Consider the following 14,466-nt stretch of genomic DNA (forward strand, 5'->3'; position numbering starts at 1 on the left):
AGCGAAATGAACTTGATGAATTTTTAAATGTGTTAGAGGAGTTTGGCATCGACGATGATGTAGAAACCATTTATTATTTGTTGTTTAGCGTATCTCGTCCTGGAGAGTTTTGCGCGTTGGAGTAGCCAGCACCTCATATTTTCCGCCATACTCATATCACAATGCTAATCGAGGCAAGTCTGGAATCTGGATCTCCAATTGATTTAAAAACTATCATGAGTTGGTTTCGTTTTTTTAATAATTCCATATATATCCGCTAGTTTAGTCCAAGCAACACGACGGTTTTTTCATATATTAATTTTAAGGAGGTGAATATCCTATGACCATTCAATTTGTAGATTTACGTTTATCGAACCAGGCAGCTTCCGATGCAACTCCAGTTGTGATTCCATTAGCGGCTACCCCTTTGGTATTCGGAGATATCGGGATTCAGACCGCAGGGGTACTGCCTGAGAATCAGAGCAACGTCCGCGTGCTGCTGGCTGGATATGTAAAGACGGAAAACAATCCCTTGTTCAATACGAATACCCTTAGAGTTCGCAGAAATGGAACCATTATTTTCACCACAACATTTGGGGTGGCGATCAGCAGGGAAAATGAAGCTTTTGGTTTCTCTGCTGTAGATGTCCCCCCTGCTGCCATTGTGGCAACCGGGCAAATTCAGTATACGGTTGAAATCTTCACCAATGCAGCTGTCACAGATGCATTCAATAACGTTCAGGCGAGAAACTTCAGCGGAATTGCCGCTGCAGGCAATTTCTCCGGCTAAACAATCATCCCCTGCCAATCCTAAGATTGGCGGGGGATTCAATTACATAATCAAATACGCCGCAAGCTGCTATCAAACTTTCACTTCAATTTAAAGTCCCGGCAATCCGCATAACCGCTTCAGTAATATCCAGTACTTCCTTAGTGCTGGCTTTGCGGTCCATATATTCAACCTTCTGCGCTGCAGCATCCTTGCCTACAACAATCGCAACCGGAATACCGATCAGGCCGGAATCCTTAAATTTCACCCCGGCACGCTCATCCCTGTCATCATAAAGCGTGTCAATCCCTAGAGAGGTAAGCTGCGCATACAGTCGTTCAGCCACCGCTGTCTGCTCTTTGTCCTTGGTTGACATCAGTAGAATATGAACATTGTAAGGTGCGAGCGCTTGGGGCCAGATAAGACCCTGTTCATCATGATTCTGCTCGGCTACAGCAGCCAGCAACCGCGAGATGCCGATCCCGTAGCAGCCCATAATCATCGGAGCGCTTTTGCCTGAATCGTTCAAATACGTGGCTCCCAGCTTCTCACTGTACTTGGTACCCAGCTTGAAAACATGGCCGATTTCAATTCCCTGATAAAAGTGCAGTACCCCTTTGCCGCAATTCGGACAAGCCTCACCCTCCAAGACATTCCGGAGATCCCCCACATGCTTGAGGCTGAAATCCCGTCCGGGTACGACACCGCGCAGATGGTAATCTTTCTCTCCGGCACCCGTTATGCCCGACTCCATAGCCGCAACTGCCGAATCAACCAGCAAGGTCAGCGAAAGACCGACTGGACCGACATAACCGCTCTCTACTCCGGCGGCATGCTGCACAGCTTGATAATCTGCCAGGGAGATGTTGCTAGCCCCGATCATTTTGGCCACCTTATGTTCGTTGACCTCATGATCACCGCGAACCAGTACGGCATAAAATTGCCCGCCGGCCTCATATATCAGCGTCTTGATGATTTCCTCAGGATGGATGTGCAATTCCTGCTCGAGTTGTTCAATCGTCCGGATGTCCGGCGTATGGAACTTCTCCGCAGCAGGTTGCTCCCCTCTTATCGTGCGTACTTCTTGCTCTCCCTCAGGAGACCGAACTTCAGCTAATTCCAGATTTGCAGCATAATCACATGCGGAGCAGACGCCAATGGTATCCTCTCCGATTTCGGAAAGCGCCATAAACTCGTGGCTCCCGCCTTCGCCGCCTATGGCCCCGGAATCGGCATGCACTGCCCGGTACAGCAGACCGCAGCGTTCAAAAATCCTTTGATAGGCGTTATACATTCGCACATAAGATTCGTCCAGCCCATCCCAACTGGTATCGAACGAATAGGCATCCTTCATCAGGAACTCCCTGCCCCGCAGCAGCCCGGAACGCGGCCGGCGTTCATCACGAAACTTGGTCTGAATCTGGAACACAGTCAGCGGCAGCCTCCGGTAGGAATTGATCTCCCCCCGTACCAGTGAAGTTATTACTTCCTCATGGGTTGGCCCCAGTACAAACTCGCGGTCATGACGGTCTTGAAGCTTGATCAGCTCCTTGCCGTAGACTTCATATCGCTCCGACTCTTTCCACAGCTCAGCAGGCTGCATAGCGGGCATCAGGATCTCCTGTGCACCCGCGGCATCCATTTCCTCGTGGACAATCTGTTCAATCTTGCGCAGCACACGGCGGCCAAGAGGCAAATAGGTATAGATTCCGGCCGCCAGCTGGCGGATGTATCCTGCACGCAGCAGCAGCTGGTGGTTTGCGGTCTCGGCCTCAGCCGGAGCTTCGCGAAGGGTTGTGGCAAGTAGTTGACTTTGACGCATAAGGTTCAGCCCTCTCTGGTTTGGTTAACACAATTTCTCAAGTCTTCTTAAGAAAACGCAAAAAGACACATCCGTCAGGGACGAATGCGTCGTGATACCACCCTATTTCAACCGCCAAGCTGTGCCTGGCAGTCCTCAAGTCCGGATAACGGCCGGGGCCGGCAGCACCTTTATGTCTTACCAAAGTGCAGCAGCTTTCAAGGCAGGGTACACTTCTCTCGCTTCATGAAGGACCTTTCAGCCGGTGAGTCCTCTCTCTGATCCAAGCGATTCCAGAAACGTAGATCCTTGATCAACGCTATTACGCTATTAATATGGTATTCAATTTAAAGGATAATGCAAAATTCGTCAAGCCCGCTGAGAGATCCACCATTTTCCAATCTATCCAATCTCAGTGCAATCATTCCTTTACAATGTAAAATTTCATCACGATGTATGTTAATTCTTTCATATTCAAATATAGACATATGAAATTATTGTGTCAATAAACCGAATATATCATTATAACATTTCAAGGAGCAGCTGCTTACAAGCAAATCTGCTTCTATGCAACCAAGGGGGAGTCATAACAATGTACACAAATATTAGAAAAATCATCCGCAAACTCACATCCCGTTCACTTCAGAGGAAGATGATGTTGATCTTCACGATTATGCTGGTTATCCCAGTCCTCCTCGTGAGTTACTTCTCCTACTCCAGTGCAAGCAAACAATTGGAGCTGAAGATGCAGGAATCGACACATGCCAGTGTGAATTTGCTAAAAACTACAATCAATGAAACCGTAAATGCAGCGATGAAAAATGTTCAGCAGCTCAGCCAGCAGCTCACTTCCGCCGACATTGATGCTCAAACACCGGAAGCCCGTGAACTCATTGAATTGTTCATGAAAGAACATCCAGAGCTGGAGATCCTTACGGTGGGTAATGAAAAAGGCTCCTGGATGAAGGCACCGAATCCCGGCAAGCAACAGGATTACGATCCGCGTACCAGAGAATGGTACAAGGCGGCCATGCAAAATGCCGGCAAAGTTACCATCGTGGATCCCTTCGTTTCCGCCACTACAGGCAACTACAACCTGTTCATCTCTGAAACGCTAAAAGACGGCAAAGGAGCAGTCACCACCAGCCTTAGCCTTAAAGCGATGAGTGAACGAATCAACCAGGTTAAGCTGGGAGATCACGGCTACTACTATGTCGTTGACCGCAATCATAAATTTGTGTCCCATCCCGTCAAAACAGCAGGAGAAGATATCGACGACTATGTGGTGAAGCTGCTTACAAATGAGGGTGGAGCGCTATCCTATACCAATCCGGATTCGGGTCTTGAAATGCGGGGATATTACACTACTGATCCAACCACCGGTTTCACGATTGTCGGTGTCTTAACCACACAAGAATTCTCGGATGCCTCCCTGCCTATATTATATACCGGCTTAATGGTTCTTGGAGCAGCCCTGATTGTTGCATTGGTGCTGATGTACTTTATTGTCCGGGCAATCTCCCGGCCAATCGCCAACCTTAACAACTCGGCACGCCGTGTAAGCGAGGGCTATCTGAATGAACGAATTGTGATTGACCGTACAGATGAGATTGGCCAATTAGCTGAGAACTACAATCTCATGGTGGATTCCTTGCGGAATATCGTGATTGACATCTCGGATACGTCCGGACTCTTGGCTGCTTCGAGCCAGCAGCTGACAGCGACTACCGAGGAGAATTCCAGAGCAACAGCCTATGTAGCTGGGCTGGCAGAGGAGTCTTCGAATGGTGCCGAAACTCAAACCGCTGCGATGATTGAAACGTCGCGGGCGATGGAAGAAATGTCCTCAGGCATTCAAAAAATAGCCGAAGCCGCCTCATCCATCGTTGATTCCTCGACCGATACAGGAGCAGATGTACTCGTCGGGAGCCGCAAGATCGAGCAGGTCAGCAAGCAGATGAACGCCATCCGGGAATCTACGCAACTGTCGGCTGAGCTTATTGGACAATTAAATGGCCTAAACAGTGAAGTCTCAGAAATGAGCAGCGCCATTTCCACTATCGCCGTACAGACTAATCTGCTCTCACTGAATGCAGGAATCGAAGCCGCACGCGCCGGGGAACATGGCAAAGGATTTGCAGTAGTTGCCGCCGAGGTCCGTAAGCTGGCTGATCAGTCTAAAATGACTGCCGGAAATATCCAAGATACTATTGTTCAGATGACTGAACTGATCGATCAGACCTATGAAACCATCCAGAATAGAGTGTCGGCAGATGTCGAGCTTGGTATGCAAGTAACCGAAGAAGCCAAAGAAGCCTTCGCGAGCATTGAACATTCCACAGCCAAGATCAATGGACAGATCCATGACATCTCTGCGATCACTGAACAAATGTCAGCGGGTGCAGAAGAAGTCGCCGCATCTGTCCAGGAGATCTCGAACATCTCGCGTTCCGCTTCCGATGCCTTCCAGAATGTAACAGCTGCTACCCAGCAGCAGCTTGCTTCGATGGAAGAGATCACCTCTTCATCGGGTGAGCTGTCCAAAATGGCCGGAGATTTGCAGCAAAAAGTCGAACACTTTAAGCTTGAAGATTAGGCAGCCGCCTAATCTTCACCTGTCAGCTAAATCAGCTCCAAACAAGTGGAAACGGCTTCGCCGTCCTCAAAAGGACGGTATCCGTTTCAGCGAGAAATAGAAGGATAATTTATAGCGTGAAGCATATAAATTCTTATATTTTAAAAAAGCCGTCTTCCACAGCTTATACTGTGAAAGACGGCTTTTAAGGTTTCATGTTCGGATATTCAGTATAGATTAGACGAGAACTGTCGATCCCATCAGATATTTATCGACTTCACGTGCAGCTTCGCGTCCTTCATTGATCGCCCAGACCACAAGACTTTGCCCACGGCGCATATCACCGGCGGCAAATACTTTATCCACGTTCGTGTTGAACTTGCCGTAACGAGCCTTCACATTGCTGCGGCGGTCTGTCTCAAGGTTCAACTCCTCGATCATCTCCTGCTCCGGTCCGTCGAACCCAATCGCAATCAGCGCAAGCTGAGCCGGATATACAGCCTCCGTACCTGGAACCGGCTGATAAATCTTACGTCCGGTCTCATCTACCATCCGGCGGATTTGCACGGTATGAAGTTCCTTGAGGTTACCTTCTTCATCACCTACGAATTTCGTAGTCATGATGGAGAATTCACGCGGATCATCGCCGAAGATTGCCTTGGCTTCCTGCTGTGCATAGTCAAGCGTATATACATTCGGAAACTGCGGCCAAGGATTGGCAATCGGATCACGCTCAAGTGGAGCTTTGTCATGTGTACCAAACTGGGTAATGCTGTTGCAGCCATGGCGGAGCGAAGTTGCCACACAGTCAGAACCGGTGTCACCGCCGCCAAGCACAATAACATCCTTACCTGCAGCAGAGACAAAGTTGCCATCCTGCAGATTGGAGTTCAAGTAGCTCTTAATCGTGCCATTCAAATAATCCATCGCATACATGACGCCCTTAAGCTCATTGCCCGGGACGTTGAAACGGCGCGCCTTGGTCGCTCCGCCGCAGAGGACAACCGCATCAAATTCATCGACCAGCTGCTGCGTCGGAATATCTTTGCCGATCTCTGTATTCACTACGAAGTTCACGCCTTCGGCAGCCAGCAAGTCAACACGGCGCTGCACGACACGTTTGTCCAGCTTCATAGTCGGAATTCCATATGTCAACAGGCCGCCTACACGGTCACTGCGTTCAAATACAGTTACAGTATGTCCTGCCTTGTTAAGCTGGGCCGCTGCAGCCAGACCAGCGGGTCCGGAGCCGACGATGGCTACTGCCTTGCCGGTACGCTTCTCCGGCGGACAAGGCACAACCCAGCCTTCCTCAAAGCCCTTATCGATGATGGCAAGCTCTATCGTCTTGATCGTAACCGGCTGGCCGATCAGACCGACGGTACAGGAGCCTTCGCAAGGTGCCGGACAGATGCTGCCCGTAAATTCAGGGAAATTGTTCGTTTTATGCAAGCGTTCGAGCGCTTCCTTCCACAGTCCCCGGTATACCAGATTATTCCATTCTGGAATGAGATTGTGGACAGGGCATCCTGAAGTTCCGCCGGCCATATCAATACCTGTATGACAATAAGGGGTTCCGCAATCCATACAACGGGCGCCTTGTGTCCGAAGCTCGTCCTCGGTTAAATGATGGTGGAATTCTTCCCAGTCTTTCACGCGCTGTTCAGGATCCCGGTCTCCTGGGAGCTGGCGCTTATACTCCATAAATCCAGTAGGTGTAGACATATTTACGTTTCCCCCATCCGTTCTCTTCGTGTTGATGTATAGTACATTGTAACATATTGCGGCAGACTCATGTCGTTTCAGCGCAATGAAGTACCTGCACATTCTATACTACTTTTAAGTTTAGCATTTCTAATTTTAATTATAGTAGCATTCTATACTTTCGCACTGTAATGGATTAATCTGCTGATTATTTGTACTATTTCACATGTTGTGTCAGAGAAAACGCTTTTTCTTCAAACCGTACGTTCATAAACATAGAATCGGTAATCATACGGATTTTTCTCATCGCGAATTCCTGGGGTGTTGGAAATCTCTGTCCACTCACTCCACTCTACCTCAGGAAATTTCGTATCGCCTTCAAACTCATGTTCAATCCGGGTCACAATCAGCTTATCGGCATACGGCAGGAACATCCGGTAGATCTCCGCACCGCCAATAATCATCAGTTCATCACCCTTACCGCCTTCAGCCAGTGCTTCCTCCACGGTGTGCACGACCTTTGCTCCCTCCGGAGCATAGCTGCGGTCCCGGGTAATAATAATACTCGTTCTGTCCTTGAGGGGCTTGCCCCCGAGCGACTCCCATGTCTTACGTCCCATTAGCATTCTTTTGCCAAAAGTTTCGGATTTGAAAAAGGCAAAATCACGCGGCAAATGCCAGGGCATATCATTGTCCTTGCCGATTACACCGTTAGCACCCATTGCCCATATCATGCTGATACTCATATTTTAGCCCCCTTTTCAAGGAATCATCAGAAATGTTTCCAACAAAGACTATATAGCCACTGGTGCTTTAATTCCCGGATGATGAACATAATCTGTAAATTCAAAATCTTCAAAGGTATAATCAAAAATACTGTCAGGCTTTCTGAGCATCTTCAGTTTAGGCAGCGCATAAGGCTCTCTGGACAACTGCGTGGCGACCTGCTCCAGATGATTTGTATAAATGTGCACATCGCCTCCGGACCAGATGAAATCACCGACCTCCAGGCCTGTCTGCTGGGCGACCATATGTGTGAGCAGGGCGTAGCTGGCAATGTTAAAAGGCAATCCCAGGAAAGTGTCGACTGAACGCATCGTCAGCATGCAGGACAACTTGCCGTCCGCTACATAGAATTGGAACACAAAATGACAAGGCGGCAGCTTCATCTGCTCAATCTCGCCCACATTCCAGGCACTGACGATATGACGGCGGGAATCGGGATTATGTTTGATCGACTCGATTACATTCGAAATCTGATCAATAATCCGGCCGTCGGCGCTCTCCCAGGCCCGCCATTGGGAACCGTATACGGGTCCCAGCTCCCCGTTCTCATCTGCCCATTCGTCCCAGATCGAAACACCGTGCTCCTTCAGATAGGAAGTGTTCGTCTCTCCTCTAAGAAACCACAGCAGTTCATAAACTACCGATTTCAAGTGAATACGCTTGGTTGTCACCAGCGGAAAACCCTCTTGCAGATCAAAGCGGAGCTGGCGCCCAAATACGGATATCGTACCGGTACCTGTCCGGTCGCTTTTTTCCGTGCCATGATCCAATATATCCTGAAGTAAATCCAAATATTTACGCAACAGTCAGCGCTCCTCTCCTCTTTTTTTCTTATCCTAGTTTACCATGACCTGACCGCCCTTGTAACTTAGCAAAGAACAGGAAATTTTTTTCGCGAATATTGTTCGAATGCCACTGATGGCTATATGCCGGCTACTCTGAGATCCGCAGTTCAACTTTTTGCTTAGAGGCCTTCACCACAGCACGTCCGCCAACAGGAAAGGTAAAGATCGGCGAGACATGCCCAAAATTGACATCAGCGATTACAGGGAGGTGGTTCAGCTCTTTTTTACTCTTAATGATGGAGCGTAATATTTCCGGGGTCATCTGTGAAGCACGCTGAAATCTCCCAATGATCAGAGCCTTTACCTGTGCGAAGCCGGGCTGATGAAGCAGCGACTGCAGGTCGCGGTCAAAGTTCCCCGGGCGGGATTCATAGTCATCTTCCACAAAAAGAATCGCGTCCCTCAGGCTGGGCATAAACTCTGTCCCCTGCAGCAGATTCAGTGTGCATAGGTTACCACCAATTATAGTGCCTTCCGCGTAACCTTCGTGAATGGCATAAGGCCCGGCGTTTGCTTCGAATACACGGTTTTCCTGATCCAAAAACCAGGCATCATCGCTCCACTTCTCCGAAGGCAATACATCTACTTCTTCATCTTCCATCATCATTTTGACAAAATAATCGGAAGTATATTCATTCCCGTGACGCATGGACAGTGTAGAGAAATGAGGACCGGAGTAGGTGATCAGTCCTGTTTTGGCATAAATGGCATTCTGCAGCACCGTAATGTCGGAATAGCCGCATAACCGTTTGGGATTCGCTGCAATCGAGCCAAAATCCAGCCCCCGCAGCAGCTGGTTGCAATTAAAACCACCAAGCGTCGTCAATATCCCTTTTACCGTAGGGTCGCTGAACGCGCTGTGGAGATCCTCAAGTCTGGAGTCCACCGAAGACGAATCGAAGCCATCTCTTTCATAAGCATGCTTGGAAAAAGAAACGGTAAACCCAAAAGCCTCCAATTTCTTTGTTGCTGCCACAATTTGCTCTTCCGCTATAACCCCTAAGCTCATGGAAGGTGAAATAATCCGGATTTCATCACCCGCTTGCAGTTTTACTGGCTTCATCGTCTTCACTCCCTTTGTGCTTGATTTGCTCCAGCAGCAGGTCTGTAAGGTCATTTACAGGCAGCGTACCGTCTGCCACATAGTCGGATGAGGGAAGAACGGTATGAAGCATTGCCAAGTATGCCTCCCGGCCTCCATGCAAATATCCTTCCATTTCCCGGGTTACATCGCCGCTTGCGGAATCTTTATCATCTCGGATGAATCTTCTGGCCATGGCCACATCAAGCGGAGTGTCGATAAATATAGCATAATCAATAAGCTGACTTAGTTCGTTATGTACATAGGCAAAAGGATAATCAAGTAAAATATACTCCGGCCGGTCCGCTCCGGCAAGCAGCCCTTTCAGGTCAGCCACCAGGGGCTCAAGCTTCCACTCGTTATAGTCAGCACCCCGCTCCACCCACCGGTCAAACTCATCAGGCCAAAGGAAATCATAGTCATCAAAAAACAAAGCAGCCGAGTTCACCAGCCGCTCCTGCAAGTTTCTGACGGCAGTCGTTTTGCCGCCGCCTGAGACGGCTGCTATGGCGATAACATAAGTTCTGTGTGTAATGTTCCTCTCCTCCTTTTATACCCGCTTACGATGAAAGGACAGCTGTATAGGCCCGTTTCTCTCTTGATCTTACCACAAGTAGTTTCGGCTGCCATCTGAATAACTATTATGTAATGTGTTAAAAAAGAGGATGTCTACCAAGCCATTTGCATGGCTCGGCGGACATCCTCTTATTGTTGTCTGCCGAAGCAGTCTATAATTTATTATTTAATTACGTGAATTGGGTGGCCTTCCACAAGCTCAGCCGCTTCCATGACGATTTCGCCAAGGGTTGGATGCGCGTGGATTGTCAATGCGATGTCTTCGAGCGTAGCGCCCATTTCAATCGCCAGACCCAGTTCAGCAATCAGGTTGGAAGCTTCGATACCCACAATTTGTGCGCCCAATACGAGGTTGTTCTCGCTGTTTGCCACAATCTTGATGAAGCCATCCGGAGCGTTCAAGGAAACTGCACGGCCATTACCTGCGAACGGGAATTTGCCGGCTTTTACTTTGTAGCCCTTATCCTTCGCTTCTTTCTCAGTCAGACCAACACTGGAGCATTCTGGATCGGTGAACACAACAGCCGGGATGACTTTGTAGTCAACAACGGATTTGTGTCCGGAGATCGCTTCAGCAGCGATTTTGCCTTCGTAAGAAGCTTTGTGTGCCAGAGCAAGGCCTGGAACAATATCGCCGATTGCATAGATGTTAGGAATGTTGGTACGGCCCTGGTGGTCAACTTTGATCAAGCCGCGCTCGTCAAGTTCCATACCGATCAGATCCAATCCCAGCTCGCCATCCGTATTTGGACGACGTCCTACAGTTACAAGCAGGTAATCCGCAGTAATTTCCTTGGACTCGCCGCCCACGGAGTATTTCACGGTTACTTCCTTGTCGTTCTGTACAGCACTTTCCGCTTTCGCATTGGTAACAATCTCAATCCCAGTCTTCGCCATGTTCTTGGCAACCAGACGGGTCATATCCTTGTCAAAGCCAGGCAGAACTGTATCCAGACCTTCAATGATGGTTACTTTAGTGCCAAATTTGGAGTACATTTGGCCAAGCTCGGCTCCGATGTAGCCGCCGCCGATAACGATCATGCTCTTCGGAATTTCCGGAAGATCAAGCGCTTCGGTCGAAGACAGAATACGTCCGCCAAATGGGAAAGGCTTCAGTTCGATCGGACGGGAACCTGTAGCAATGATACAGTTGTTGAATTTGTAGCGGGGAGATTCATGTTCATTGAACAAACGGGCTTCGTTTGTATTGATGAACATAGCTTCACCACTGAATACTTCAATTTTGTTTCCCTTCATCAAACCGGTTACGCCTGTTGTCATTCTTTTGACAACGCCGTTTTTGAATTCCTGTGTTTTTGCCCAGTCCACTTTGACGTTCTCGGCAGTGACACCGAAAACTTCACCGTGCTGTGCAGCTTCGAATTGATGGGCTGCAGAGATCAGAGCCTTGGAAGGAATACATCCGCGGTTCAAACATACACCGCCGAGTTCCGATTTATCCACAATCAGAACTTTCTGGCCGAGCTGGGCGGCACGAATTGCCGCCACATACCCGCCGGGACCTGCACCAATTACCAATGTGTCGATTTCGATTGAAGCGTCTCCGACTACCATTAATTACACCTCCATAACTAACATATCAGGATTTGCGAGCAGGGTCTTAATATAATTCATGAAGTTCTGTGCTGTTGCACCGTCGATGATGCGGTGGTCAAAGCTCAGGGACAGCGCCATAACAGGAGCGGCTACGATTTCGCCGTTCTTCACAACTGGTTTCTCAGTGATACGTCCAGTACCGAGGATCGCCACTTCAGGGAAGTTGATGATCGGTGTAAAGAACATACCGCCAGCGGAACCGATGTTGCTGATGGAGATTGTGCTGCCTCTCATTTCGTTAGCTGCCAACTTACCGTCGCGTCCGCGCACAGCCAGATCGGTAATGCTGCTGGCAATCATCCAGATGCTCTTACGGTCAGCATCCTTGATAACCGGAACGATCAAGCCGTTGTCTGTATCTGTAGCGATACCGATATTGTAGTATTTCTTGTAGACAATTTCATTGGACTCTTCATCAATCATGGCGTTAAGCGCCGGGAATTGACGGGAAGCGGCCACGAGTGCTTTGACGATAAACGGAAGATAAGTCACCTTCACGCCTTTCTTCTCAGCAACTGGTTTCATGCGGGCACGGAAAGCTACCAGCTCGGTAACATCCACTTCGTCCATGATGGTAACGTGAGGCGCAGTGTATGCGGATTTAACCATCGCATTGGAGATCGCTTTACGGATACCCTTAAATGGTACACGTTCTTCTTCAAGGCTTACATTGCCGGATGCTGCAGGAGCAGCTTCTTTGGCCTTGGCTTTTGGTGCTTCCGATGCTGCTGGTGCAGCAGCTGGTGCAACTGCTGCCGAGCCGCCTTTCAGGAAGGCTTCAACATCTTCATGAGTGATCTTGCCGTTCTTGCCGGAGCCGTTCACCTTGGAGATGTCAACACTCTGCTCACGGGCAAACTTGCGCACACTTGGCGTAGCAAGTACATCGCGGTTTGGAGCAGGAACCGCTGCTGGTGCAGCCGCTGCCGGTGCAGATTCTTGAGCAGCCGGAGCTTCAGCGTGGCCGCCTTCCTGCTGTGGAACTTCGCCTTCTGCAGCAATGATCGCTACAACTTCGCCCACACGGCATACCTGTCCGTCCTTCACACGTACTTCAAGCACTGTGCCGTTAACCGGGCAAGGCACTTCTACTACAGCTTTGTCATTCTGTACTTCCATTACAATATCGTCATCAGTTACTTTGTCGCCGACTTTGATATGCATTTTAATAATTTCGCCTTCATGTAGACCTTCGCCCAGTTCAGGGAACCGGTATTCAAAGTTCACAGCGCCGCCAGTGGCAGGGCTGCTGGTTGCCGGAGAAGACTTAGTGTCAGCTCCGCCTTTGGCTGCATCTGCTTCTTGAGTAGCCTGTGACTCCGCATGGCCGCCCTCCTGCTCAGGAACATCGCCTTCTGCATCAATAATTGCCACTACTTCGCCTACGCGGCAGACTTGACCGTCTTTGGTGAAGACTTCAAGCACTGTACCGTTGACCGGACAAGGAACTTCTACAACTGCCTTGTCATTCTGTACTTCCATTACGATATCGTCATCGGTTACTTTATCGCCGGCTTTGATATGCATTTTGATAATTTCGCCTTCATGCAGACCTTCGCCCAGCTCAGGGAACCGGTACTCAAATTTTGCCACCTTGATAACCTCCTAATAGTTATATAGCCGATGCTTCTTCAACTAACTTCTCAGAAACTAGCTTCGAAAGCATCCGCTTAGTTTGTGAATACCTCAAAAGCAAATCAGAAACGGGTGCCGCCCTTTTACAAGGACGGCAAGGACGTTTCTTCTTAGAATTCCATAACTTTCTTAACAGCTGCAACTACGCGTGCTGGTGTAGGAATCCAACTATCCTCGATTTGCGCGAACGGATAAATGGTGTCCGGACCGGCAACACGAAGCACTGGCGCTTCCAGATGAAGAATAGCTTTTTCATTGATTTGTGCGATTACCTCTGCAGCCACACCAGAGCTCTTTTGCGCTTCTTGCACAACGATCGCACGGTTTGTCTTCTTCACAGAAGCAACGATGGTATCAATATCAATCGGGCTAACCGTACGCAGATCGATAATTTCAGCCTTAATGCCTTCCTTTTCCAGCTGATCGGCCGCTTTGGTAGCAGTATGTACCATTAGACCGTAAGAGATAATTGTAACATCCGAACCTTCGCGGACAACATTTGCTTTGCCCAGCTCGACGGTATATTCACCTTCTGGCACTTCTGCACGGAATGCATGGTACAGGTTCAAGTGCTCCATGAAGAATACCGGGTCATTGTCACGGATCGAGGCAATCAGAAGTCCCTTTGCATCGTATGGATTGGAAGGAATAACCACTTTGATCCCCGGGCTTTGAGCGATCAGGCCTTCGAGGGAATCGGTATGCAGTTCAGCCGCTTTTACGCCGCCGCCAAATGGAGTACGGAATACTACAGGAGCATTGAATCTGCCCCCGGAACGCCAGCGCAGGCGTGCAGCCTGAACGACGATTTGATCGAGTGCTTCAAAGATGAAACCAACAAACTGGATTTCAGCGATGGGACGGAATCCTTGCACGCCCAGACCAAAAGCCAGACCGCCGATGGCGGATTCGGCAAGCGGAGTATCGAAAATACGATCTTCGCCAAATTCTTTTTGCAGCCCTTCCGTTACACGGAAGACGCCCCCTACATTCCCTACATCCTCACCGAAGATAAGAACGTTAGGGTCACGGTTCAGTTCAACGCGCATTGCGTCACGAATTGCTTCTTTCATATTCATTTGTGCCATTGCCTGATAT

At 49.1% G+C, this 14,466-nt stretch carries 11 protein-coding genes; 2 read left to right on the top strand and 9 right to left on the bottom strand.

What is annotated here, in order from left to right; genetic code table 11:
* Window positions 1-319: 319 nt before the first annotated feature.
* Window positions 320-769, top strand: a complete 450-nt coding sequence (locus tag ACQ76X_RS03630) for a hypothetical protein (RefSeq protein ID WP_438491615.1) — start codon at window positions 320-322, stop codon at window positions 767-769.
* Between the two features lie 85 nt (window positions 770-854).
* Here the strand turns inward: ACQ76X_RS03630 and ACQ76X_RS03635 are convergent, their stop codons facing one another.
* Window positions 855-2,570: a proline--tRNA ligase gene (locus tag ACQ76X_RS03635; RefSeq protein WP_438491617.1), complete on the bottom strand. Its 1,716-nt coding sequence runs from the start codon at window positions 2,568-2,570 to the stop codon at window positions 855-857.
* A 571-nt stretch (window positions 2,571-3,141) separates the two neighbouring features.
* Here ACQ76X_RS03635 and ACQ76X_RS03640 point away from each other — a divergent pair.
* The gene (locus ACQ76X_RS03640) at window positions 3,142-5,145 is read left to right on the top strand and encodes a methyl-accepting chemotaxis protein (RefSeq protein ID WP_438491618.1); all 2,004 of its coding nucleotides are present in this window, start codon (window positions 3,142-3,144) and stop codon (window positions 5,143-5,145) included.
* Between the two features lie 216 nt (window positions 5,146-5,361).
* Here ACQ76X_RS03640 and ACQ76X_RS03645 read toward each other — a convergent pair whose 3' ends face one another.
* From ACQ76X_RS03645 to ACQ76X_RS03680, 8 genes are all read right to left on the bottom strand, one after another.
* Window positions 5,362-6,849, bottom strand: a complete 1,488-nt coding sequence (locus ACQ76X_RS03645) for a glutamate synthase subunit beta (protein WP_438491620.1) — start codon at window positions 6,847-6,849, stop codon at window positions 5,362-5,364.
* Between the two features lie 233 nt (window positions 6,850-7,082).
* On the bottom strand, window positions 7,083-7,574 hold the full coding sequence (locus ACQ76X_RS03650; protein WP_038592908.1) for a dihydrofolate reductase: 492 nt from the start codon (window positions 7,572-7,574) through the stop codon (window positions 7,083-7,085).
* Window positions 7,575-7,622: 48 nt separating this feature from the next.
* Window positions 7,623-8,417, bottom strand: coding sequence for a thymidylate synthase (gene thyA, locus ACQ76X_RS03655; RefSeq protein ID WP_438491622.1), 795 nt, complete (start codon window positions 8,415-8,417; stop codon window positions 7,623-7,625).
* Window positions 8,418-8,547: 130 nt separating this feature from the next.
* The gene (locus ACQ76X_RS03660) at window positions 8,548-9,522 is read right to left on the bottom strand and encodes a S66 family peptidase (RefSeq protein ID WP_438491624.1); all 975 of its coding nucleotides are present in this window, start codon (window positions 9,520-9,522) and stop codon (window positions 8,548-8,550) included.
* Window positions 9,494-9,988: a hypothetical protein gene (locus ACQ76X_RS03665; protein ID WP_438491626.1), complete on the bottom strand. Its 495-nt coding sequence runs from the start codon at window positions 9,986-9,988 to the stop codon at window positions 9,494-9,496. Before ACQ76X_RS03665 ends, ACQ76X_RS03660 begins: the two co-directional genes overlap by 29 nt.
* A gap of 290 nt (window positions 9,989-10,278) precedes the next feature.
* Window positions 10,279-11,691, bottom strand: a complete 1,413-nt coding sequence (gene lpdA, locus ACQ76X_RS03670) for a dihydrolipoyl dehydrogenase (RefSeq protein WP_038592917.1) — start codon at window positions 11,689-11,691, stop codon at window positions 10,279-10,281.
* 3 nt (window positions 11,692-11,694) lie between these two features.
* Complete coding sequence (locus tag ACQ76X_RS03675; RefSeq protein ID WP_438491628.1) at window positions 11,695-13,326, bottom strand: 2-oxo acid dehydrogenase subunit E2; 1,632 nt, start codon at window positions 13,324-13,326, stop codon at window positions 11,695-11,697.
* Between the two features lie 152 nt (window positions 13,327-13,478).
* The gene (locus ACQ76X_RS03680; RefSeq protein ID WP_340897948.1) at window positions 13,479-14,456 is read right to left on the bottom strand and encodes an alpha-ketoacid dehydrogenase subunit beta; all 978 of its coding nucleotides are present in this window, start codon (window positions 14,454-14,456) and stop codon (window positions 13,479-13,481) included.
* Window positions 14,457-14,466 lie beyond the last annotated feature (10 nt).

This window comes from Paenibacillus sp. IHBB 3054 (assembly GCF_051594305.1).
In the GTDB taxonomy this organism is placed as follows: Bacteria; Bacillota; Bacilli; order Paenibacillales; family Paenibacillaceae; genus Paenibacillus_AQ.